This window comes from Diplocloster hominis, assembly GCF_032380655.1.
Taxonomy (GTDB): Bacteria; Bacillota; Clostridia; order Lachnospirales; family Lachnospiraceae; genus Diplocloster; species Diplocloster hominis.
In genome coordinates this window covers 13,001-35,621 of sequence record NZ_JAWDIY010000034.1, presented here as the reverse complement: position 1 = coordinate 35,621, position 22,621 = coordinate 13,001, and the positions used below count along the sequence as shown (strand labels likewise).

20 protein-coding genes are annotated in these 22,621 nt (G+C 48.0%); 3 read left to right on the top strand and 17 right to left on the bottom strand.

Annotated elements, in window-relative coordinates:
* Positions 1-47: 47 nt before the first annotated feature.
* Entirely contained in the window at positions 48-1,268 is a 1,221-nt protein-coding gene (locus ABC831_RS21790) for an ROK family transcriptional regulator (RefSeq protein WP_343250180.1), read from the top strand.
* A 1,515-nt stretch (positions 1,269-2,783) separates the two neighbouring features.
* On the opposite strand, the gene ABC831_RS21785 is transcribed toward ABC831_RS21790, so the two are convergent.
* From ABC831_RS21785 to ABC831_RS21755, 7 genes are all read right to left on the bottom strand, one after another.
* Complete coding sequence (locus ABC831_RS21785) at positions 2,784-3,698, bottom strand: DMT family transporter (RefSeq protein WP_343250179.1); 915 nt, start codon at positions 3,696-3,698, stop codon at positions 2,784-2,786.
* On the bottom strand, positions 3,695-4,846 hold the full coding sequence (locus ABC831_RS21780; RefSeq protein WP_343250178.1) for a transaldolase family protein: 1,152 nt from the start codon (positions 4,844-4,846) through the stop codon (positions 3,695-3,697). The genes ABC831_RS21785 and ABC831_RS21780 overlap by 4 nt, the downstream gene beginning before the upstream one ends.
* A gap of 317 nt (positions 4,847-5,163) precedes the next feature.
* Positions 5,164-5,841 carry a transaldolase family protein gene (locus ABC831_RS21775; RefSeq protein WP_343250177.1) on the bottom strand — a complete coding sequence of 226 codons (678 nt, stop codon included), beginning with the start codon at positions 5,839-5,841 and terminating at the stop codon, positions 5,164-5,166.
* A 43-nt stretch (positions 5,842-5,884) separates the two neighbouring features.
* Positions 5,885-6,373, bottom strand: a complete 489-nt coding sequence (locus ABC831_RS21770; protein WP_343250176.1) for an RpiB/LacA/LacB family sugar-phosphate isomerase — start codon at positions 6,371-6,373, stop codon at positions 5,885-5,887.
* Positions 6,370-7,368 carry a transketolase family protein gene (locus ABC831_RS21765; protein ID WP_343250175.1) on the bottom strand — a complete coding sequence of 333 codons (999 nt, stop codon included), beginning with the start codon at positions 7,366-7,368 and terminating at the stop codon, positions 6,370-6,372. The genes ABC831_RS21770 and ABC831_RS21765 overlap by 4 nt, the downstream gene beginning before the upstream one ends.
* Positions 7,369-7,372: 4 nt before the next feature.
* A complete protein-coding gene (locus ABC831_RS21760; protein WP_343250174.1) occupies positions 7,373-8,200 on the bottom strand; it encodes a transketolase in 828 nt (275 codons plus the stop codon).
* A 100-nt stretch (positions 8,201-8,300) separates the two neighbouring features.
* On the bottom strand, positions 8,301-9,422 hold the full coding sequence (locus ABC831_RS21755) for an iron-containing alcohol dehydrogenase family protein (RefSeq protein ID WP_343250173.1): 1,122 nt from the start codon (positions 9,420-9,422) through the stop codon (positions 8,301-8,303).
* A 260-nt stretch (positions 9,423-9,682) separates the two neighbouring features.
* Here ABC831_RS21755 and ABC831_RS21750 point away from each other — a divergent pair, with 260 nt between their 5' ends.
* Entirely contained in the window at positions 9,683-11,023 is a 1,341-nt protein-coding gene (locus ABC831_RS21750; protein WP_343250172.1) for a fucose isomerase, read from the top strand.
* Positions 11,024-11,188: 165 nt separating this feature from the next.
* Here ABC831_RS21750 and ABC831_RS21745 read toward each other — a convergent pair whose 3' ends face one another.
* Positions 11,189-13,984, bottom strand: coding sequence for an ATP-binding protein (locus tag ABC831_RS21745; protein ID WP_343250171.1), 2,796 nt, complete (start codon positions 13,982-13,984; stop codon positions 11,189-11,191).
* Between the two features lie 236 nt (positions 13,985-14,220).
* On the bottom strand, positions 14,221-15,690 hold the full coding sequence (locus tag ABC831_RS21740) for a GntR family transcriptional regulator (protein WP_343250170.1): 1,470 nt from the start codon (positions 15,688-15,690) through the stop codon (positions 14,221-14,223).
* A gap of 481 nt (positions 15,691-16,171) precedes the next feature.
* Between ABC831_RS21740 and ABC831_RS21735 the strand changes: the two genes are divergently transcribed.
* On the top strand, positions 16,172-17,557 hold the full coding sequence (locus tag ABC831_RS21735) for a sensor histidine kinase (RefSeq protein ID WP_343250169.1): 1,386 nt from the start codon (positions 16,172-16,174) through the stop codon (positions 17,555-17,557).
* 298 nt (positions 17,558-17,855) lie between these two features.
* Here ABC831_RS21735 and ABC831_RS21730 read toward each other — a convergent pair whose 3' ends face one another.
* The 8 genes from ABC831_RS21730 to truA form a co-directional block, all read right to left on the bottom strand.
* On the bottom strand, positions 17,856-18,131 hold the full coding sequence (locus ABC831_RS21730; protein ID WP_343250168.1) for a DUF2442 domain-containing protein: 276 nt from the start codon (positions 18,129-18,131) through the stop codon (positions 17,856-17,858).
* 16 nt (positions 18,132-18,147) lie between these two features.
* Complete coding sequence (locus tag ABC831_RS21725) at positions 18,148-18,408, bottom strand: DUF4160 domain-containing protein (protein ID WP_343250167.1); 261 nt, start codon at positions 18,406-18,408, stop codon at positions 18,148-18,150.
* Between the two features lie 260 nt (positions 18,409-18,668).
* Entirely contained in the window at positions 18,669-18,896 is a 228-nt protein-coding gene (locus tag ABC831_RS21720; protein WP_343250166.1) for a type II toxin-antitoxin system MqsA family antitoxin, read from the bottom strand.
* 2 nt (positions 18,897-18,898) lie between these two features.
* Positions 18,899-19,219, bottom strand: coding sequence for a DUF4258 domain-containing protein (locus tag ABC831_RS21715; RefSeq protein ID WP_343250165.1), 321 nt, complete (start codon positions 19,217-19,219; stop codon positions 18,899-18,901).
* A gap of 106 nt (positions 19,220-19,325) precedes the next feature.
* Complete coding sequence (rpsI, locus tag ABC831_RS21710) at positions 19,326-19,718, bottom strand: 30S ribosomal protein S9 (protein WP_158345587.1); 393 nt, start codon at positions 19,716-19,718, stop codon at positions 19,326-19,328.
* Between the two features lie 28 nt (positions 19,719-19,746).
* Positions 19,747-20,175: a 50S ribosomal protein L13 gene (gene rplM, locus ABC831_RS21705; protein WP_343250164.1), complete on the bottom strand. Its 429-nt coding sequence runs from the start codon at positions 20,173-20,175 to the stop codon at positions 19,747-19,749.
* Positions 20,176-20,383: 208 nt separating this feature from the next.
* Positions 20,384-21,757, bottom strand: coding sequence for an MATE family efflux transporter (locus ABC831_RS21700; protein WP_343250163.1), 1,374 nt, complete (start codon positions 21,755-21,757; stop codon positions 20,384-20,386).
* 18 nt (positions 21,758-21,775) lie between these two features.
* A complete protein-coding gene (gene truA, locus ABC831_RS21695) occupies positions 21,776-22,516 on the bottom strand; it encodes a tRNA pseudouridine(38-40) synthase TruA (RefSeq protein ID WP_343250162.1) in 741 nt (246 codons plus the stop codon).
* Positions 22,517-22,621: the final 105 nt, after the last annotated feature.

Genomic DNA, 22,621 nt, shown 5'->3' with positions numbered 1-22,621 from the left:
GCGAAGCTCCCGTATAAAATAACATTTTTATGAAGAGGGTATGTACTATGGCGGAAACAAATGGAATTAATATGCTGGATGTCAAGAAAAGGAACCGAGGTTCGATTCTCCGGCTGATTTATCAAAATGGCAGTATTTCCAGAAAGGAGATCGCCACCGCATTGGGACTTACTCCGGCAGCCATCACACTAATCACCAACGACCTGATCGAGGAAGGGCTTTTGGAAGAAAGCAGCTATGAGTCCTCCAATGTCGGACGTAAAGGACGCAAAGAAATCCTGTTAGAAATACGCGGCAAAAGATTCGCGGCAATCGGCGTTTATATCAGCAAACACAAATTCCGCATTATGTGTATGGATCTGAAGAACACGATCCTGTTTGAGGATACCGTGTTAACGGCAGACTGTTATTATGACTCTTCCAAAATACTCGAGAAGCTCTGCCAAAGCGTCACCAGCTTATTAGAAAATAGTAAAATCTTAAGCGGACGCACCCTCCTTGGGATGGGTGTCTGCGTGAACGGTATTGTAAAGTCCCGCCAGGGGATCAGTGTGAAATCCTATGGCATCTGGGAAGAAAATGTACAGGTAAGCGGCTATCTGGAAGCCGCCCTGCATATACCGATCGTCCTGACCAACAATATATGCGCGCTGGCCCACGGCGAGGCATTTTTGTCCCGGCGGGAATATCTGGATAATATGCTATTTGTAAAATACGGCCCCGGTGTCGGCGCAGCCAGACTGAATTACCGGCACACCACCCATGATTTCGACTATAAGGCCATCGAACTGGGCCATCTGATCGTGGAACCGGATGGTCTTGCCTGCATCTGCGGGAACCACGGCTGTCTGGAAACCATAGCCAGCTATTCTTCCATAGAGCGCTCCATTTCCGACGTCTTTTCCAAAGAAAACACACCGATCCTCTATGAACTTCTGGATGGGAATCCTGAGAAATTCACGGTGGAAGCGCTTGTGGAAGCCTACGAACAAAATGATCCTCCCATAGTAAAAGCCATGGAGAAGGTGATCTATTATCTGTCTTTGGCCATCAAGAATTCGATCTGCATTCTGGATCCCTCTTCCGTCATTTTATACGGTGAGCTCTTCGAGAGCGCCAGATTCCGCGAAGTACTGAATCAGAATCTGAAGTTCTTCTCCGTAAGCGAGCGGGTCTCGTTCAGCCACTTTAATCTGGAGCTGGAGACGATCGGGCCGGCTTATACGATCATTAACCGCTTTTTTGAGTCGGGCGGACATTTGCTTTGATGGGGGGCCGGCGAGGGAAGGCGCGGGGGGCGGCTCCGGGGGCGGGGCATCTGTATCGGGCGCCAAATCGCATCGGCCAGACCTAAGAACGGGTAACTCCGATGGCGGGAGAACCTCTTATTGGCAGGGCCTGGAACAAACTCGCCAAAATAACGGCTCGGACAGTGTTCCAGGCCCTGCGAGGTTCTCCCGCCATCTGCGTAACCCGTTCTAAGGCCTGACCTCAAGCGATTTGGCGCCCGATACAGATGCCCCGCCCCCGGAGCCGCCCCCCGCGCCTTCCCTCACCTACTTTAATATATGCTCAGTTCCATGTGCAAAATACTGCTGTTCGTTTAGCTCTTGAATATTTCTTACTCCGGGCCGGTTTGAGGTGATCGGATATATCTGATACATATTCAGACTGTCGGAATCTCGGAATTTGGATTATCTTCCTCTGGTTTCATTTCCGTTTTTAACTGGTATATGTCTGTTGAACTGCCTATGTATTTCGTTTCTATAGCATTATTTGTTTTTCGTATATCTGGTATATTTGTTATTTTGTATAGTTGAATTTAGTTTATTTGTTATATAGTTTATTGGCTATTTAGTTTATTTCTTTTAGTTTATTTGCTATTTAGTTTATTTCTATTTCGTATATATGTTATTTCGTATATTTGTTATTTCTTATATGTTGTGTGTGCTTCGTAGGATGTTAAGTACGGGTTCATAATTTCGTCCGCCTGTGGCCGCTTAAAAGTGTTGCAGGTAACTTAAAGATTACAGCCAATCGTTTATTGATCGCTCTCTCTTTTTTAGTTTTATATACTCTTACAGGGCTTTCGTTGACTGAACTCCTGCACATGAAAGTGGGGCTTCACCGGGGCTGGAGCGGGCCGGGGCGAGGGCGTTCGTAAGGCAGGGGGGGAAGGAACGGGTGCCGAATCGCTTTGCCTTTGTCTTAGAACGGGCTACGCAGAAGAGGTCGAAACCCCGCAGGGCCCGGGACGGTTCTTCCGCGGGGGTGGGTATGGACGCTGTTTATGGCTGGGGACAGTGGACGGTATCCGGGGGGGATCCCGGCGGCCGGGTTCTTTTGTGTCTCCTTGGGAGCGCATAGGGCGGCTGAGCATCCGCTTAGTGAAATCGGAAAGCCGGGTTCAGGATGCACGGCGGACTTCACGTCCGACGGGCAAGAGCCTCTGAACCGGGAACACATCATGTGTTCCTGGTGAATAGGCTCGATTCCTGAACCCGGCTTTTCGATTTCACTTAGCGGATGCCAGCGCAAGCCCTAAGCGCTCCCAAGGAGACACAAAAGAACCCGGCCGCCGGGATCCCCCCCGGATACCGTCCACTGTCCCCAGCCATAAGCAACGTCCATACCCACCCCCGTGGAAGAACCGTCCCGGGCCCTGCGGGGTTTCGATCTCTTCGGAGCAGCCCGTTCTAAGACAAAGGCAAAGCGATTCGGCGCCCGTTCCTCCCCCTGCCTTACGAACGCCCTTGCCCCGGCCCGCTATCCCCCCCCCCCCCTCATTCCCGCGCACAAATCACTTTCTTCTTCTGTTCCATCAGGATTCCGAAGGCCCCCGCCAGTACGACCGTGATTCCCAGGAGCTGCATGGGAGCCAGCTTTTCTTTGAAGAGCACAAAGCAGATCAGAGTGGAGACGATCGGCATCAGGAGAAGGAATACTTTTACGATCCAGACTGGAAACCGACGCAGGTTGTAATAGTAGACGATGTATACCAGGGTCTGTCCAAGGCCGGCCAGGAGCGCCGCGGTTAATGTGGATTTGTCCTGGATCAGGACTTTGAGTTCTCCGAGACGTCCCATCAGGATGGTGGAGATGGTGAACAGGATCATGGTGACAATGTTGTTGTAGTAGGCTACCACGTTGTCGGCTATGGGATTCTTTTTGTCCAGCTGGACGCTCTTTATGACGAACGCGTTGATGGATACGAACAGGGCGCTCAGGATAAAGAAGATGTCACCGCGGCCTCCCAGGCTTAAACTGCCGAAGTCTACGCCCATAACCAGGAATACGCCAAAGAGCATGACGAAGGTGTAGGCCCAGTCGAATTTTGTGAAGCGCTCTTTGTAGATGATGACGGATATCAGGTTTACGAAGATGATATCGCATTTTAACAGGGCGGTACCGATCCCGGCTGCCGACAGGGACAAGCCTATGAAGGCGGTTAGGTCCAGCAGGAAGCCGAGACAGCCGATCAGGATGAGCCGGAGGATCACACCCTTTGTGTGCAATAGTAGTTTGAGTTCTCCCTTTTTCCACATCAGGATGGTTAATAGGATCAGGGTGATAAAACGGATGACGATGCCGACGGAAAATACACTCAGGCCCTGTACCGCTTTCTGGCTGGCCACATAGTAGCTTCCCCATATGAGAGCCAGCAGCAGTAACGGCAGGGTTTGTTTTGGTTTTATCATAGCTGTCCGCGCTGTTTAAGCTGCGCTTCTGTCTGAACGGCCGCTGCGGTCTGGGACAGAACCGGGCCGGGGGCTGGCAGCGGGTATATCATATAGCCCCGGATCAGCCTGCACAGATCATCGTATCCGGCAATGAAGGTGTCAAGGGTAGCCTGGAACGCTCCGTAGGTCTCGAAGTCACAGGGGCGCATCCCATATTCGTCGTATGCTTTGCGGAACTCCTCCATACGGTTTAATTCCCTTAAGTATTCCTCTTTTATTGGTTCTTGGATCCGGTCTTTTACTTCTACCTGGCAGGCGTTTAAACGTTTGTGCCAGGAATAGTTGATAGTCTGGGCCAGATCCCCTCCGATAAATTCGGACCAGTGGTATTGGTTGCGGTTTGCCGCGGTCAGAAGCCGGGTGGTGTATCCTTGTTCCCTGAAGATTCGGTATGCTTTTTTCATGACGGCGACACCGGCCCATTCCAGCGCTTCCGGTTCGATGACCATTCCCGTCTTTTTTATGTATTCTTTCATCCAGTCGTCCGTTCTTCCGATCATGATGGTGCAGATCGGCGCCATGTGCTCAACCGGAAGGCCTTCTGCTTTTCTGCGTTCCAGCCCCCGCTCCACGGCTTCGGCCACGCAGACTGCTTGGGCTACGGTGAAGGAAACCGTCGCATTGATACTGACACCCTGGTATGTGACTTCTTCCATTGCCGCTATCCCCGCTTCGCAGGCCGGCATCTTGATCTGCATGTTCTCACCCAGGGAATTCAGGTGTAATGCCTGATTTATCATTTTCCCTGTGTTCCGGTAGTATTTGGCGTTGGTCTGGATGGACAGACGGCCTTTTTTTCCGTGGAATTTATGGAATACAGGAAGAAGCTTTTGGCTTCTCAGGGCTCCGATTTCATCGATCAGCTTCCAGGCGATCTCGTCCTCGTCCGCTTCCTGATTCTCAGCGATTAACGCGCGGATCCTGGGTTCCCACGTGGCAAGCTCATTTTTGATCACGCTGCCGACAATGATCGGATTGCTGGTCGCTCCCACGATCCCCCGTTCCAGTCCGTAATTCAGTTCTTCTTCCCCGCACGAATCCATCCAGATGTCCGTATTCGGGAAACGTATGGCCGTTTCATGTAACTTTCCTAAGTATTCGCTCATCTTTTACCTCGTTTCTGCATGGCTGTACCACTTAAATTCCGCTTGCGGAGCTTTCCCCGGAGACAGGCCGTACAGCCGCATAATATTTTTCTTACTTATGGAGGGGACTGGCACCTTTCGGCAGTAAAGCCAGGCTTTCAAGTAACTGCACGGAGAAAGGGGCCTGTCCCCGGATGTTGACTCGAATCGTCCCACATCCAGGGAGCAGGCTTCTTTTTCCTCGGATAGGCCGGCATCCGGGGACAGGCCCCTTTCTCCGCGCAGTTGCTTGAAGGTTCCGCTTTACTGCCGAAAGATGCCAGTCCCCTCCCCTATTGTTATTCCTGGACGGTGTTGTCCCAGGCATCCCGGAAGATTTCCAGCCCATAGGTGGTAAAGGGATGCTCGAAGCTCGCCTGATAGACGTCGAGGCCGCAGGTTACGATATCCGCTCCCATGGCGGCGAAATCTCCGATCTGTCTGCCGTTGCGGACTGCTGCGACGATGATCTCGGTCCTGAAATTGTATTTTTTGTAAACTTGAATAATATTCTGTATGTAATCCGCACTGTCACCGCTGTTTTCTTTCCAGCCCACAAAAGGGGAGACGAACTTTGCATTCAGCTTGCCCGCCGGTATAGCCTGAGACGTGCTGAATACCAGCGTTACATTCGTGCGGATACCGGCTTCCTCCAGCTTCTTCGCAGCGATCAGCCCCTGTTCACAGCAGGGAATTTTAATCGCGTAGTTGGGCGAATGGGAGGCTACTTCTTTGGCCGCCTTTACCATCTCTTCCCATGTATCCAGATGGGGATTGATCTCAAAGGATACCGGGAACCTGTCTATGCCCTGGAGACCCTTTTTTTCGATCCAGGACGCAATATCCCGCACCACCTGCATAAAAGGTTTCCCGCTCATTTTGATATGCTTCGGGTTCGTGGTCACCCCGTCGATACAATAGTTCTCATAGGCGTATTCGATTTCCTCTAATCTGGCACTGTCTAAAAAATATTTCATAGCTGCTCCTTTCCATCGGCTCTCAATATCTTAATAATCCCGTTCACTTCGCTTCTGCAGCATAGATCTGTTCTTCCAGCGAGAAAACTTCCTCTCTTGCATTCTGAAGGAATTTCTGCCGCCACTCCTCCAGCCCCTGGGTAAACCCGGTGTTTAAGAATACGTCTGCCATCTCACAGCCCAATACCTCAGCCGTCACCCATCCTCCCATGGTCAGCACGTTGGCATCATTTACCGCACGGCACATTCTGGCTGCGTAGGTGCTTTCACAGACGGCGGCATATACACCCCTGAATTTGTTGGCCACGACCGCCATTCCCATCCCCGTACCGCAGATAAGGATGCCTTTCTCATATTCCTGGTCCTGTATCTTTTTTGCCAGGATGGGCGCCACCTGAAAATAGGGCATGGGCTCCTCCATATTTTTTGTCCCGCAGTCTTCCACTTCGTATCCCGCTTCGGCCAGATGCGCTTTGACCGCCTCTTTTAAAGTAAATCCTGATTTGTCTGATCCGATCACTATCTTTTTCATGCCTGCTCCCTCCTGATTTGGATTGCCTGTTTTGCAGCGGCAGTAATTTCTTTTTTTGTCAATCCGTACTTTTCCTGCAGGAATCCGGTGAACCCGACTTCCCCGAAGTGATCCTGCACGCCGACCCGGATCACCGGAACCGGACAGGTTCCCGACAGGAATTCGCTGACTGCCCCTCCCAGCGCTCCGATCACACTATGGTTTTCCGCGGTCACGACAGCTTTTGTCTTTTTGGCGCTTTGTAGCACTAATTCTTCATCCAGAGGCTTCAGCGTATGTATATTAATGACTTCCGCATCGATCCCCTCCCTCTTCAGCTCCTTTTCCGCTTCCACCGCTTCCGCCACCATGATCCCTGTCGCCAGTATGGTGACATCGGTTCCTTCCTTGATCACGGTGCCTTTCCCCAGGGTGAACTCCTGGTCCTCCTCAAAGATGGATACGGCGTTTCTGCGGAGCAGACGGATATAGACCGGCCCATAGTGGGAGACGATCTGAGGGAATATCTTCCGAAGCTGCACGCTGTCTACCGGCTCGTAGATCACCATCCCCGGAATGTTTCTCATGACTGCCATATCTTCCATACTCATATGGGTACCGCCGTTCAGTTCGGCCGTGACGCCAGGATCACTTCCCATCATTTTCACATTCAGCCCTGCGTAGGCAATGGATAACGTCACCTGGTCGCAGGCTCTTCTGGTGGTAAACGGCGTAAAGGTATGGGTAAAGGGAATTTTCCCCATAGCGGACATTCCTGCCGCTACCGACATCATATTGGCCTCGGCGATTCCCACATTGATCGCGCGTTCCGGGAACCGTTCTTTAAAACGTATGGTACCCGCTGCCTTCATAAGATCGGCTTCCAGAATGACGATATCCGGGTTTTGCTCACCTGCCCCGATCAGCAGATCCACATAGGTCTCTCTTAGCCACCGTTCTTCCTTTTTCCCTGCTGCGGCTTCCCTTTTTTCTGCTGCTTCCTTCCTTCCTGTCATTGCTTCATCCCTCCCTCTCCAGTAATGCTACAGCCTTTTTCCACATGTCTTCTGTAATATTCATATTGTGGGAAGCCACCTGGTTCTCGCAGAAATAAGCGCCTTTTCCCTTTATCGTGTTCAAAAGGATCATCGAAGGTTTTCCCTTTATTTTCTTAGCGTTGTCGATTGCATACAGAATCTCTTTGATCTCGTGCCCATTGATATTTTGTACATGGAAACCAAAGGCTTCCCATTTTTTGTCCAGGGGTTCCAGCCCGTTGACTTCTTCGATATAACCATCTATCTGCATTTTGTTGTAATCCGTAAACGCTATGAGATGGTCCAGCTTCCGGCTGCCGGCCAGCATCGCTGCTTCCCAGACCTGCCCTTCCTGGCTTTCCCCGTCACCGATGATGGAATACACATACAGATCCTTTTGATCCAGCTGCGCAGCCAGCGCCATCCCCACCGACGCGGAAAAGCCCTGACCCAGGGAGCCGGTGGACATATCGATTCCGTTGGTAAGGCGCATATCGCAGTGACTGGGCAGATGGGTATTCGGGCGGTTTAAGGTGTCCAGTTCCTCCTCCGCAAGAAATCCTCTGAGAGCCAGAGCGGCATAGAGGGCGGGCCCTCCATGGCCTTTCGATAATACAAAGCGGTCTCTGTCCGGTTTTTTGGAATCCTTCGGATCAATATTCATCACGTCAAAATACAGCGCTGCCAGTACCTCGCACAGGGAAAGAGCCCCTCCAATATGGCCGGTCCCCAGGCTTCCGATGGACCGGATTGTAAGCTTTCGGATCTCATCCGCACGGTTTTTGAGCATTTCTATTCTGTTCTCTGGCATTTCCACTCCTCCTGAAATTTTGTGTGTTTCCGTTTCCTTCCAAGTTCTATCCTTCTATCTATTTTATTAAACCTTTTAAATAATTCTCCAAAAAAAATATTTAAAGAATGGATCTGAGTAATTCATATACCGTCTGTTCATTCATGACAGCCGGTGTCAGCTGAATGATCGCCGCGGATAGACCCACCTGGGCAATATGTTCCAGATCCTCCTCCCTGACACCGATCTGGGACAGCCTTACCGGCATTCCCATACTCTTCATCAGTTCTTCCACCCCGTCCGCCAGCGCTTCCACATCCGGATAGCCGAGGTAAGCGCAGAGCTGCTGCATTTTCTCTTTGGCCTGTTCCGTGCTTTTTCGTATGAACGCCGGAAGGGTGATCGAGCATGCCGTGCCGTGGTTCGCGCCGAACTCTGTCGTAAGCGGGAAGCTCAACGCGTGAATACCGGTCGTCCTGGTCTGGCTGAAGGAAATACCGGCGATCAGACTGGCCGTGATCATGGCCCCGCGGGCATTCAGATCCTCCGGATGGTCATATGCGGTTTTTATATGTTCCTGTATACTTTTCAACGCTCCCATGGAAAGCATGTCACAAACCGGCAGGGATTCCTTGTTCCAATACGCCTCAATGGCATGGCAGAACGCGTCCATCCCGGTAGATGCCGTGACACACGGCGGCAGGCTGACAGTCAGTTCCCCGTCGATCAGTGCATAATCGGGCCAGAATTCCTGGTTGACCATGGGCATTTTAATTCCCGCCTTTTTGTTCGTATATACGCCTACGTTGGTCACTTCACTTCCTGTACCGGCAGTGGTGGGGATACAGATCAGCTGTGTCTTTCTTTTTTTGAGCGTTCTATTCCCTTCTGCGTAATAATCATAGATACTGCCTTCATTATCCCCCAGACAGGCCGCCATCTTAGATACATCCAGGGAACTTCCCCCGCCGAGCCCGATCACGCAGTCCGCTTTCGCTTCCCTTATACATTCCGCCGCTTCATCCACACTCTCGCAGGAAGGATTCGGTTCAATTCCGCTGAAATATACCACCTTCTTGCCTTCCATAGCCTCGCCGACCGCCTGTGCCGTTCCATTTTCAAACAGAAAAGGGTCTGAAATAATGCAGACATTTTCTCCCGCTATGTAATCTTTCACCTTTTTCGCAATCCCATTTTCAAAGCACACCGTTGTAGGCATGTGAAATGTGAATTTGTCAACCATAGTGCCACCTTTCCTCCCGCCATCCGGGCAAATCATCTGATTAACAGTTTTAACTTTTCCATTCTCCACTATTTCTCTCTGTATATTCACATTATATTGGAGATTATAGGGAGTGTCAATAGTATTTTATTAAGAGTTTTAATTAATTATTGAAAACATCTCCGTTAAATGTTATACTGTAGTAAAGCCACTATTATTTCTCACTGTTTCAATTATTTTAAAGTCTTTAAAAAAATAAAATAGACGAGGAAGGTATTTCTATGACAGATTTCCAGGTAGCGTACATACCGATTGGTGTTCCGACTTTCCATCTGGAAAGCGCCCAAAAAGAATTCGAAAAATCAGTAAAGGTCATCTCTTCCTTTACAACCAGCGGGGTTTATCCGGACAAAATGCTGTTGTCCCCAGAGGATCTGTGTGAATATGCGGACCGGCTCTCTCCCCATCTCATTATCCTGCAGAATGTAACCTTTGCAAACTCTGCCTATGCCAGCGAAATTCTGAAGCGTTTCGACTGCCCGATACTGCTGTGGACACTGCGGGAACCAACGATCGACGGCGGCCGGCTTCGTTTAAATTCCCTGACCGGCGCCTATTCAGCAGCCAATGCCATGACCGGACTGCAGCACTCTCATTTTGAGTATATCTTCGGTGCGCCGGAAGAAGAAGAGGTTAAACGCCAACTATCCGTCTGTATCCGCGCAGCGGAAGCACTGTATTCCATGAAATCCCTGAAAATGGCCGCTGTCGGCCACACGCCCCAGGGTTTTGGCTTCGGGCGCGCGCTGGATCTGGAACTGCTTCAGGTGTTTGGCGTGACTTTGGAATCGATAGAAGCAAGAGAACTGATTGACGCGGCGAAAAGTTACGAAGAGGAAGAATGCCTTCCTTATCTGGAAGAAGCCTCCCGGCAGATGTGCGGCCTGGAAAAGACACCGGCAGAAAACCGCATGGGGTTTGCCAGACTTTATAAAGCTTATAAAGAATATGTTTCCGCTCAGGGGATTGGAGCGCTTGCCTCCCGCTGCTGGCCGGATTTCTTTACCAGTTACGGCACGCCGGTCTGTTCCGTCTTATCCCTGCTCAATGACGAACACATCGCTGCCAGCTGTGAGGCGGATATCTACGGCGCTCTCTCCATGTACATAGGAATGAAGCTATCCGGCCAGGCAGTATTCTTCGGCGACCCGGTATCCCTGGATGAACAGGAGAATACGCTCACTTACTGGCACTGCGGCATGGCGGCCTGCTCTCTGGCCGGCGATAATACCGGCGCCTGCGTAGGCGTACATCCCAACCGGAAGATCGGTCCCTGCCAGGACTTTGGCTGCAAAGGATGCGGGGCGGTCACCGTGTTCCGGATCGGCCGGAAGCCGGACGGGTCCTTCCGTTTCTTTGTGTTAAACGGTTCGGCCCTTCCCAAACCGAAACAATTTACCGGAACAAGCGTGGTGGTCAAGGCGGATTCCCCTGTGAAGGAAGTGGTTACACGGAGCGTGAAGGCAGGATTCGAACCCCACTTTGCCGTGATATACCGGGATGTCAAGGCGGAATTGACCGCCCTCGGCAATATGTTGGGAATCGAGATTTGTGATTATTAAAGAAGCGAGTACACGGCGGTTTCAATTGTCGATGTGCGCAGACTGATAGGCAGCGGCCATCTTAAAAGCCTCTGTTTATCAGTCTTTCTTTTGTCATTGCCATATTTAGCCTTACCTGTATATCTTATTGTGACCCTGTGTGTTCCCCACAAAATTCCCTGTATTCTATTTTTTTGGCAACCACTTGTGAAGCACGGTATAAAGCAAATCTATTTCCAATGGTTTAGAAAGGAAATCATTCATTCCGGCTTCTTTTGCCATATCTTTATCCTCTTGGAATGAGTTTGCAGTTAGGGCGACAATAGGGATTTTTTCTGCGTCAGGGTGGCCAGAAGCCCGTATTGTCTTTGTTGCCTCTAAACCTCCCATGTTGGGCATTCTCATATCCATTAAAATAAGATCATAATACCCAGGGGTACTTTGCTCAAAGCGTTTAACCGCTTCTGCTCCATCCTCAGCAAGCTCCACCTGTATACCTTTTAATTCTAATATGTCAATGGCAATCTCTGCATTGATCGGATGATCCTCAGCCAGCAAAATCCTTGTATTTTCAAAACGGACTGAAGGAGCAGGCGGCGTTTTGAATTCTATGGATTTTCCTAATGAAAGGGGAATGCAAAAGAAAAATTCGCTTCCCGCATTTATCTTACTTTTCACTTTCAGTGTACCGCCCATAAGCTGTATAATATTCCGACTGATCGGTAAGCCCAGCCCGGTTCCCTGACTGCGCATTTGATTCGCCCCGACTTGTTCAAAAGATTCAAAAATACGCTCCAAATCCTCTTCTTTGATTCCAATGCCGGTATCAGTAACCTTAAACACATAGGAAGCCTGCAGTTCAGAGGCTTCCATTTCCTCCACGCTCAGACGTACCGTTCCACCTGGTGGTGTAAATTTAATGGCGTTGGAAACCAAATTCATCAAAACCTGCTTTAATCGGATCGCATCCCCCTTCAAATCAGAATGCCTGAAATTAGTCTCACAGCAAAGTTCCAATTCCCGGGCCTGTACCTGTGTCTGCATCATACTGCAAAGTTCATCAAGCAGCTGCCGTAAGGAGAAGTCTTCATATGCAATTGACAGCATACCGTTTTCAATTCGGCTCATATCTAAAATATCATTGATTAGCCCCAATAAATATTGCGAAGTTGAGTTCAGCTTTTCCAAATTTCCTTTTATACTTTCGGGTACATCATCTTTCATTGCGATGAGCGCGGTCGTTCCAACGATGGCGTTCATTGGTGTACGGATTTCGTGGCTCATACGGGAGAGAAATTCACTTTTTACTTTATTATCCGCCTCTGCCTTCACAATATTTTTTTGCATTTCGGCGTTCTTTACACGCATTATGGCAATTACAATAATCACCATTGTGACGAGCAGCAAAAAAGCTGCTACAGATACGATTGTTAAAATTGGATTGGTCTTGACAAAACTTCTCAATGATACCTTAGTGTCTCCGATAGAGATCAGATTATGATCCAAAAGAGAGTTTCTGTCATCCTCGGACAGGCTGTTAATGCCCTTGTTAATGATGGACAGCAGCACCGGATCAGCGGGCATAGGCATAGCAAAGCTGATGTTCATGCGGTTTGACGATAAAGTGACAGGAACCACGTTTGTATAAATCTTGTCCTGCATCAACTGTTCAATCCGCGCTGAAAGCCCACAGGCAAAATCCACCTTACCGGTATCCACTGCAGACAAAACGTCTACAATGGTCGTAAAATACGTTACATCACTTGCTTTTACATAGGAAGGCAATTGGCGTCCTTCCAAAAGGCCGCAGGTTAATCCATCTGCCGGATAGGTCACAGATCGGTTGCGTACGATTAAGTCATTTAATGCGGCATAGGACTTGGTCTGAACCAATTCACTGCGCATGGCATCCGCGGAATCATCGAAGAAAATGCCGGCCATATCGGCTTTGCCTTCGATAACGAGTTGTTGCGCATGGGCATAGGAGTCTGCCAATATGTAGGAAAACTCAATCCCATATCGCACGGTTATTTTTTCCAACAGCTCCGGAATCAGGCCAACATGGTCACCGTCCTCGTAACCAATACAATAAAGAGGATGATAAAAGTCGGGAACCGCCACTGTCACTGTCCCCTTCTGTTCAATATAGGCTTTTTCTTCCCTGGTCAGCAACAGGTTTTCCACACCTGTATCATCAAAATACCGCTTATATACTTCTTCCGAAAAATGAGGATCAGACAACAGAATGCGCTCCATTGCCCAATTCAGCTGGTCAAGCAGTTCCTTGTTGTCCGGCTGCGTAACCAGATAATGAGGCTGGGCATCAAAGTACGCTACCGCTCGGAACTCACCTGTATCATCCGTCGCATTCCCAAGTTTAAGGTCAATGATTCCGGCTTCCAAATCCAGATTGATTTGATTGGCGGCTACTTCTTCGGAGGTATAGGGTTTGAGTGTATAGCTTAATCCATTGGCACTGAGGAACTCTTCCAGCCGGCGCACATTATCGGTTGCCCGCTTAACAACGCCTATGGTTTTCCCGTTCAAATCCCTTAAATCATATCCTTTAATGGCGTCATTATCCTGGCGGGCCAACAATACCGCCTTAGTCCTGCCACAGTTATAATCCGGGTAGGCAAAGTATTTTTCAAACGCCTCTGAATAATAGGTACCGCCCATAAGATCATATTCACCGGCAATAAACTCCTTTGTCATGTCATTGGCATCTGTATCAATAAATTCGTATGACCAGCCGGTGTATTTTGCGATTTCATACAAATAATCCACGACCAGGCCGGAGCGTTTCCCGTTTTCGTCTGTCATCGTAAAGCCTTCCGTTTCCGGAAATGGGATTCGAAGCCGGACAGATTGTTCTTCAGCGGCAAAAACCGAATCGGCACTTGAAAGCAATGTGACAAGCAATACCATCACAGCAAAAACTTTTTTACTATACCTTATTGATTGTCTTATAGAATGTTTCATATAGACTCCTGCTTAAATAACTGTCCCGCAAAAACCTGATTGTTTCTGTGAGATATTTCCTTGTGTCTGCACTTTATCCTTTTAATCCCACCGCAGTGTAAGCTGCCGCGGCAGAATTGTTGTTCCGCCATTTTTGGTCTTTTCATTCATTTCTCTTTTCCTTGTGCTTATCCGCTCCCAGCATAGAATGGCACCACAAGTACCAATGGCTTTATTTGATTATAGTGTAAACTAAACTATTTCCACAGCTGAGAGCCGTCATATATATCCTTAACGGTCTTCCAGTAGCCCAGTTTTTTACACTCTTCAACAATAAGCTGATGTGTATATGCGAACATCTCCGCGACTTGTTTGGAAAATGCGCTTCGGTCTCCGCCGATCAATACATTTGCCGCTTCTACACACTTGCTGTGTATTTCCAGTTTTCCGGATCCGTTGGCCCTGTTTATTAGTTTTGGTATTTTTCGGCCAATTCGATAGTTTTTGAGCATTATCGTATAGATCGATCGCAGGGCTTCATATGTAATATGCTCAATTAAAAATTCCAGCAGAACAACAGGTGCCGGTTGATATAAACGATCATATTTTTTTGCTTCATCTAATCGTTGAATTAATTTTTGTATTTGCTCATAAGAAACATGAGATGCAACATGATAAGCCACTCCCTCTACCGTTAAGGAAATCAACTCCAAACACTCAAAATATCTTCTGATATGGCTGGCAATTAATTCAGGGTCCACATAAATATCGTTAAACGCCTCTCTATTCGCAGAAACAAAAATTCCTTTTCCTCGGACCGCTTCTACAATGCCCCATTTTTGTAAACACTGAATCGCTTGCGTCGTTGTGTTTACACTGACACCATACTGCTTCTGCATCTGGACATGGGAAGGGAGTCTGTCTCCAGGCTTATAATAACCGATAGCGATCAGGCCCAAAATATCCAGGTATACACTGGAATAGCGTTCTTCCGCTGTTTTCATCCATTGATTAAGCCCCTGAACGCCTATGCGAAAGGGGGAATCAGCAGGAACGTAACATTGGAAATCTTCCCTTGATATCGTAATAAAATGAATATACGCAAGGAAATCTTTGATGGCATCACTTGTAGGTGCCGCGATTCTACTCTTTTCAATAAAATCAATGAGAGTCTGCTGATACGTGACACGTGAACTAAAGTTATTTTCCCTGTATTCCACCCCTAGAAAGCCGAGAGCATCAACAATATGGAGGCTTAACTCGTTTTCGCATCTGGCAATAAAAAACCGCCAGATCAGTTTAGAATTTTTCCAAAAAAGTTTGGGGAACTTTGGATTCAATTGTCGGGCTATTTTTTCGGGAATATCCCAATCGTCCCTGCTGCACAGAGAAATCCCATGACATATAAACGGATAGTAGAGACATTCCGCTGTTTTTAAAATGTCTGTCATAACGGGCACATTTGGCTCTTTCAGATTGTCCGTAGTATCGCTTCCGGGATCTGCTTGGTCAAAAACAACCACAGAAAGCTGCCGTTCTTTTGTCTCAATGAGTCCTGCATCAGACAGCATTGCCACCACGCGGCGTATGGTTTTGTTAGATACTTTGTACTCCCTGCAAAGATTGGCATAAGAAGGGAGTACAGTACCTTTCGGCATCAGTCCGGATTCGATTTTGTTCTTAAATATTTCAAATATTCTGTCATATTGATATTGATCGTATTTCATCTCATCTTTTCCCCTGAAGGCTGTTTTACGTTCTTTTGACTTCAGTGATTCATTGATATTTCATGCGTTCCTACTACCAGAGGGCCAGTGTGCAGTTGGAATCCCCTCTTTATAAGATCGTCCGAACATCTGTATCTCCAACTTTAATTATTGGAGGGAATATTTTCACGGTCAACATTCTGTGTACCTATACCAAATAAGTCTATCATAAAAAATGACAAATGTCAATTTATTAGGATAATGTATGACAGCTGTGTGACAGAATATAGAAAATAAAGAAGTTATTCGACAAATAGTTACAACTCAAATAATTTACGTATTCTCATTTCCGGTCGGTACACGGCGATGCCCGGCGATCTCTGTTTCATGGGCGAAGCTGTTCCCATAGAGCCTAAGCCGGATTTTTTTGCCGCAAACCGGGCGAATTTTATGATATAATGGTCTGGTCAAATTGAAATCGCTGGCGGATGGAGGTATGAGTATGGAAGCTGTTCTTTCGGAATATATTGTGTGGGTCATCGACATATCGATGACGATATACTTCTGCCTCTATGTCCTCAAAGACCGCCTGCGGGTGCGGACGCCTGTATTGTGCGGCATTGCGGCGGCGCTGACGCTTTTCGGCGCTGCGGCAAGCCTCGGCGCGGCTGCCTTTGTAAACGGGAGGCTCCCTTTCACCATGGACTATACCATCACCGCGCTGCCGCTGTGGCTCATTGCCGGCCTGCTTCTTTTGCGGTGGGCCAGCAAAGAGAATTGGAGCCGCCTGGTGTTTGTCCTGCTTCTCTCGGTGCAGACCCTTCATGTCTGTCAGGCTGTGACCTACTTTACATACGGGCTTTTCTTTCCAGCCCTGGCGGAGGGGACGTTCCACTGGGCCGATATCCTCGGTTTTTGCATCCCACGCCTGCTGATTACACTGCCGCTGGCTGTTTTTTGCCAGAGGCTTTATCACAAGCTCCTGTCTGCTGATTTAAAACAATATCTTTGGTTGTGGGTCATCCCCCTGTTTTTTGTGTTTTTATATTTCATGCAGAGCAATCTCTATTCCGTCAATAACAATTTCACCGTGGCAAACGGCTTTCGCATTATCATCTGCGTGTGTGCTTTTATGACCTATTCACAGATGGCCTCCGCCGTTTCCAACAGCGCAAAGGCGGCAAAGGAAGCGGAAACCCGTGCCCAGCTCACTCACCAGCTTGATTTGCAGCGGGCACGGGTGGAGGATTTGGAGAGCCACGCCGAGGAAATGAAGCGCATCCGCCACGACCGCAGACAGCATGTGAAGGTGCTGCGGGGCTTGCTGGAGAAGGGAGAGGTGCCGGAGGCCCTTACCTATCTGGAGGATTACGAGGGGAGTATGGCAAAGGCTATCCAGCCGCCGCTGTGCGAAAACTTTGTGGCCGACACCCTCTGCCGCCGCTATGAAACGCTGGCAAGGCAGGCGGGGGTGGAGGTTTCCATCAGCGCGTCGCTGCCTAATGAGCCAGGGGTCACGGGCAGTGATCTGGCGGTTATCCTGGGCAATCTGTGGGAGAACGCTGTCGCCGCCGCGCTGGACGCGGGCGAAGGCCGAAAGTTTATCCGCCTGCAGGTACAGGCACAGGAGGACCAAATTTTAATCCGCATGGAGAACGGCTACGGCGGGCTGGTCTGCCAGGAGGGCGGACGGTTTTTGTCCGGCAAGCCGGGCCGGAACAAAGCCGAGGGCGTGGGCATCGCCAGCGTCCGGGCAATGGCCGCAAGATACGGCGGCATGGCCGATTTCACCTACACTACGGACACCTTCACTGCTTCGGTGATGCTGTATGCGAACAGCTTAAATCCAACCAAAAACAGGCAAACCAAGTCAGCGATCCGGGCATGAAAAAGAGTTTCGCTTGCGAAACTCTCCGCCTGCGGCGGGCCGCGTAAGCGGCATCTTCCTTTCCGCCGCAGTGCGATCCCCGCGGAGCGTTTTATTTCATAGGAGCACTTTCCTATGAAATAAGAAAACCCCGGAAAGCCTTCATTCCGGGGTTTTTGTGCCTTATTGACTGATAATATCTGATTATCTCTTGCTGAACTCCAAACGCTGTAAATACATCATTTTCAAGCCATTTGTCAGTTACGTGTCAGTTACCCATATACGCTCATATGTGCGCATACTGTCACCAGACCATATATTATGCTATCTTTTCCACCGCCATCGGTAATTCATACAGTGTGTCCGGGTCAATATCCAAACATTTCGTATTATCTCGGCTCCCCCCGATATCCCATGCCAATGTATCATTCATCACTGTACAGGCCTCTTTAAAAACAGTGATATCTTTCAATGGACGAAATACCTCTTTCTCAATCATCTGAGTCATATCATAATATACGATTTTACCATCTTCAAAGTATACATATACCGAATAATTATCCATTGGTATTACCTGCACAACCTTCGGAAACATAACGTTCACCTCACTTTTAAACTAACGGATTGATTCGGTTCATTGGTTTTCCATCTTTTGATAATTCCCAATTCTGCATCAGTTCATCCTGATGTATAACACACCATGCTAAAATCAATTTGAGTTGCCGTGATGGTAATGCACCTTTTATACACCTTGCTGCATCAATTTCGATAATCGCCTTATTTCCATTATATTCCGCATGGAAATGTGGAGGATTATGGTCATCATAATACATTGTAACTCTGATTCCATAAAACAACGATATCTCTGGCATTATATTTACCTCCTCATTTCATTCTATCGCATATATAGTTGACTATATTTACTTGATAATATAAGTTTACCACAGTTATCACCTTAAAAAAACCCACAAACTTGATGTTTGCGGGTTTTCCATACATAAATAATATGCAATTTCCTATCTCTTGAATAACTCCGAACACCCATTTTAAAGGATTTTTGAGCCATTTGTCACTTACGTGTTAGTTACCCATATGCTCTCATATATGTGCATACTATTACTTTAAATATAAATCATGCCACTTTACTATAATCAATAATAGAAATTTCCTGCATTACTTTCTTTGCCTGCTCCACAATATTTTCCAACTGCTTCACTACATCTGCCGTGTAAATCACCTCATTGCACTCTGTGCATTTATAGCAGGGAACATTTCTGACAATCACCAGACAGTTTCCCAAATCTGTCACATCTGTTGTGAATCCTTTTTCTGCCTTAGCGCCACATTCCATACATAACATATTTATCGCTCCTTTCTAGTCTTTAAATCTGATTCCCATTGTGCAGGGTCGGGATAATAGGCTGTTATCAGATATATAAAGTCTTCGTCTCTGCTAAGCACTATATGCATGTATTTATTATCAGCCGTTTCCCCTAATAATAAACAGCTTGGCAATGGTTTATCATCCTCATACTGTTTGATTATCTCTCCTGTATCAATACAATGAGTATCATCATCGACTTTTATTCCACGTTCTTCCAGTCTTTCCTTGGCATGTTTTGTAATTGCTATTTTTTCAAGTCTATTTATTTCTTTAAAATTGCCTATTTGGTACAATGCCATCCCTCCCAGCATCATTTATTAATATAAGTTTACCACAGTTATCACCTAAAAAAAACCCACAAACACGATGTTTGTGGGTTTACCATACAATAAGATATGCAATTTCCTATCGTTTTGAGAACTGAGGAGCTCTACGGGCTGCTTTGAGACCATATTTCTTACGCTCTTTCATTCTCGGATCTCTGGTCAGGTATCCGGCCTTTTTCAGGATCGGACGATATTCCGGATCTGCCTGAAGCAGAGCTCTTGCGATACCATGACGGATCGCACCCGCCTGTCCTGTGAAGCCGCCTCCGCGTACATTTACCAGCACGTCAAACTTGTCTGCTGTCTCGGTCGCGGTCAGAGGCTGACGAACGATAACCTTTAAGGTTTCCATTCCCAGATACTCGTCGATGCTTCTTTTATTTATTGTAATATTACCGGTTCCAGGTACCAAATATACTCTGGCAATCGATTTTTTTCTTCTTCCGGTTCCATAATATCTTGCTTTCGCCACTGTAATTTACCTCCTTATCGTACCTTTCTTAAAATGTTAATACTTCGGGCTTCTGAGCCTCATGTCCGTGCTCTGCGCCTGCGTATACATGAAGTTTCTTATACATTTGTCTTCCCAAAGGTCCTTTCGGAAGCATGCCTTTTACAGCTAATTCCAGAACTTTTTCCGGTTTTTTGTCCATCATCTCTTTTAAGGTGGTTTCTCTCATACCGCCCACATAATCGGAATGATGGTAATAAATTTTCTGATCCATTTTCTTGCCGGTAACTTTGATCTTGTCGGCATTGACTACGATTACGTAATCACCGGTATCCACGTGAGGAGTGAAGATCGGTTTGTTCTTACCTCTTAAAACTTTTGCTACTTCTGATGCCAAACGGCCTAATGTATGTCCAGTAGCGTCAACTACATACCATTTTCTTTCCACTGTTGCCGGACTAGCCATGTAACTCTTCATTGGTTTTCCTCCTTAAATCTCAGTTTCCTTCATATGGAAAATGCCTGTTACCGGGGCTTGGATTCAGACATTTACGCACTTCGTCACATTGAGATATTATATTATACTGATCCGTGTGTGTCAAGTAAATTTTCCGATTTTTTTAATTTACTTCTAAATACTTCTAAAACTTCTAAATAATTATAAAAATGCTGCAAATGCAAATGGCTCAGATCGCTTTCTCCCGCCATTTCCCCCGGCAGTAGAAAAACCAGGTGATGACAGCGCCCAGCAGCCAGGAGATCAGCAGGGAAATGTATACACATTCCTGCCTGCCGCCAGGGAACTCAGGACTCCTGGTGAGAAAAGCAATTCCGTAGGCGATAGGAACCCGGATTATGATGGTGGTGACGATGGAGATCCACATGGGCGTCATGGTATCGCCGGCCCCTCTCATGACACCGGACAGGCTCTGCGTGACTGCCATGGCGATGTAACCCACTGCAAGGATCTGCATCATGCGCATACTTAAGGTCACCAGATCAGGGGTGTTGGTGAAGATCCCCATCAGATGGCGGCCGAACAGGAGAATCAGGAGGGTTATGGCTGCGGAGGTAAGGACGGCCATTACGGTGCCCTGCTTTGCTCCGGTATGTACATTGTCATAGCGCTGAGCACCGACGTTTTGTCCTGTGTAGGTAGTCATGGCTGTTCCGAAGGAAAAATTGGGCAGCATTGCGAATCCGTCCACCCGCATGACCATAACGTTGGCTGCGATGAACATTTCCCCGTAGCTGTTGGTCAGGGACTGGACTACGATCATAGCCATGGACATGATCGCCTGGGTGATTCCGGAAGGCAGCCCCAGTCTGATGATGGCCGTGGAATGCTTTTTGTGAAGCTTCATATACCTTGCTTTCAGGTCGAAGACCTCGGTCATGCGGGACAGCTTAATGTAACACAGGACAGCGGATACCGCCTGGGCGATGATGGTAGCCAGCGCTACTCCGGAAACCCCCATATGGAAATAGATCACGAATACCAGATCCAGGATAATATTCAGGATACAGGATATGACCAGGTACAAAAGGGCAGAGACAGAATCTCCGAGCCCCCGGAGGATACCGCTTAATATATTGTAAAAGGCCAGTCCGGCAACTCCCAGAAAGAGGATTCTTAAATAGGAGGTACACCAGTCAATGATACTGTCGGGAGTATTTAACAGCTGCAGCAAGGGCCTGGCGGCCAGCGTGGCAACGATCATAACAAAGACGGACGCCAGGGCAGTCAGCACGAGACAGTTTCCGATGGTACTGGATAGTTCTTCTCTCTTTTTCGCACCGAAATATTGGGATACCATAATTCCGGCTCCCACGCTGATTCCGATAAAAAGCACGATTAACAGGTTTAAAATGGGCCCTGCACTGCCTACGGCAGCCAGGGCGTTATCCCCTACATAATTACCGACGACCACACTGTCTACCGTGTTATATAGCTGCTGGGCTATATTTCCGATCAGCATGGGAACCGTGAAAAATAAGATTTTATGCCATGGGATACCCTCCGTCATATCCACGGCACCGAATATTTTTTTCAGATTCATAAAACCCCTCCCCGCGTTTTACATATATTGGATGCCCATAAGGGTCAGTCCTTTGGCCGGGGCGGTGGGCCCTGCCTTAGATCTGTCACAGGACGCCAATATATCCCGGATCTGCTCCGGCGACAGACTTCCTCTACCGGCTTCCATGAGCGTTCCTGCAATAATGCGGACCATATTATAGAGAAATCCGTTTCCTTTCAGGCGAATCGTAATCATTCCTGTTTCTTCTGCCTGTACCCCAGCCTCAAAGATCGTGCGCACCGTGGTCTGGACCTGGGCGCCGGCACTGCAGAAGCTGGCGAAATCATGTTCTCCTGTCAGGTACTTTGCCGCCTCCGCCATTTTGGCCGTATCCAGAGGCCAATAGACATGATGGCTGTAGAGCCTGACGACCGGGTTGGGAAACGGCCGGTTGTAGATCCGGTATTCGTATGTTTTTATCGAGCTCTGATATCGGGGATGCCAGTCAGGCGGTACCTCACAGGAGTCCTGTATCCTTATATCCTCCGGGAGACGGACGTTTAAGGCATAGGAGATCTTTTCCGCCGGTATCCTGGTGGCAGTGTCAAAGACCGCTACATTTCCCAGCGCATGGACCCCTGAATCGGTGCGGCTGGCGCCAATTAGTTCTACTTCTTCCTGCAGAAGTGTTGTCAGGAACCTTTTAAGCTCCCCCTCTATCGTGGGCGCGTTGTTCTGGATTTGAAATCCACTATAGTTCGTCCCGTCATAAGCGACGATTAGTTTAATTCTTTTCATATATACTCACCTGAAAAATGGGTATTCCTCGCTTCGGTTTTCCATTAGAATTGGATAGCCATGCTGTTTTAGTGAACTATCCTGTCCCGTATATACAGTTATATA